Below are 841 nucleotides of genomic sequence, written 5' to 3' on the forward strand. Positions count from 1 at the left end.
GGCGTAGAAGGCTTCCTTACCGGTCTTGACGACCAAAGACGATTTTGAAGCAATGGTTTGCGCGTATTTGTTGACAACCTGATTCAGATATTCGCGCGGCACGATGCGATTGATCAGGCCGAATTCCTTGGCTGTCGCCGCGTCGATCGTCTCGCCGGTGAGCAGCATTTCCATCGCCTGCTTGCGCGAGACGTTGCGCGACAGCGCCACCATTGGCGTCGAGCAGAACAGGCCGATATTGACGCCGGGCGTGCAGAAAGTCGCCTCGTGCGAGGCGATCGCGAGGTCGCAGCTCGCGACCAATTGCAGGCCGGCGGCAGTGGCAAGGCCATCGACCTCGGCGACCACCGGCTTTGGGTGGCGCACAATTGTCTGCATCAGGCTCGCGCAAGCCGAAAAGGTCTTTTCGAAAAAGGCTTTGCCGCGGTCGGGATCGGCGCGGTGCGCGGTCATTTCCTTGAGGTCGTGACCGGCGCAGAAGACCTTGCCTGACGCCGCCAGGATGATGACGCGAACGGACTTGTCTTGTCTCACACGGTCGAATTCCGCCTGCAACGCCGCCATCGTCGCCAGCGAAAGCGCGTTGGCCGGCGGGCTGGCGAGCGTGAGGCGCAACACGCCCTTGTCCTGGCTCGCCAAAACGGGGCCATCGGCGACGGCGGGCTTGATGGCAACGACTTCAGCCACTTCTAAACCTCTCGGTCAGCACTCGAAACGCATGGAGCAACAGAACTACCACGCTGCCGGTTGAAGAACAGCCGCGAGACGTGTTTTCTCCGTCGCACCGTTTGGTCCAGGCACCCGCGCTGGAACTTCCCCGTATATAGGAATCGCGCATGCC

1 protein-coding gene is annotated in these 841 nt (G+C 61.2%); it reads right to left on the reverse strand.

The window, feature by feature from the left end:
• A partial coding sequence (locus tag EOA29_RS38380; RefSeq protein ID WP_127222513.1) for an enoyl-CoA hydratase occupies nt 1-687 on the reverse strand: 687 nt, incomplete at its 3' end.
• Nucleotides 688-841 lie beyond the last annotated feature (154 nt).

This window comes from Mesorhizobium sp. M1E.F.Ca.ET.063.01.1.1 (assembly GCF_003998155.1).
Classification (GTDB): Bacteria; Pseudomonadota; Alphaproteobacteria; order Rhizobiales; family Rhizobiaceae; genus Mesorhizobium.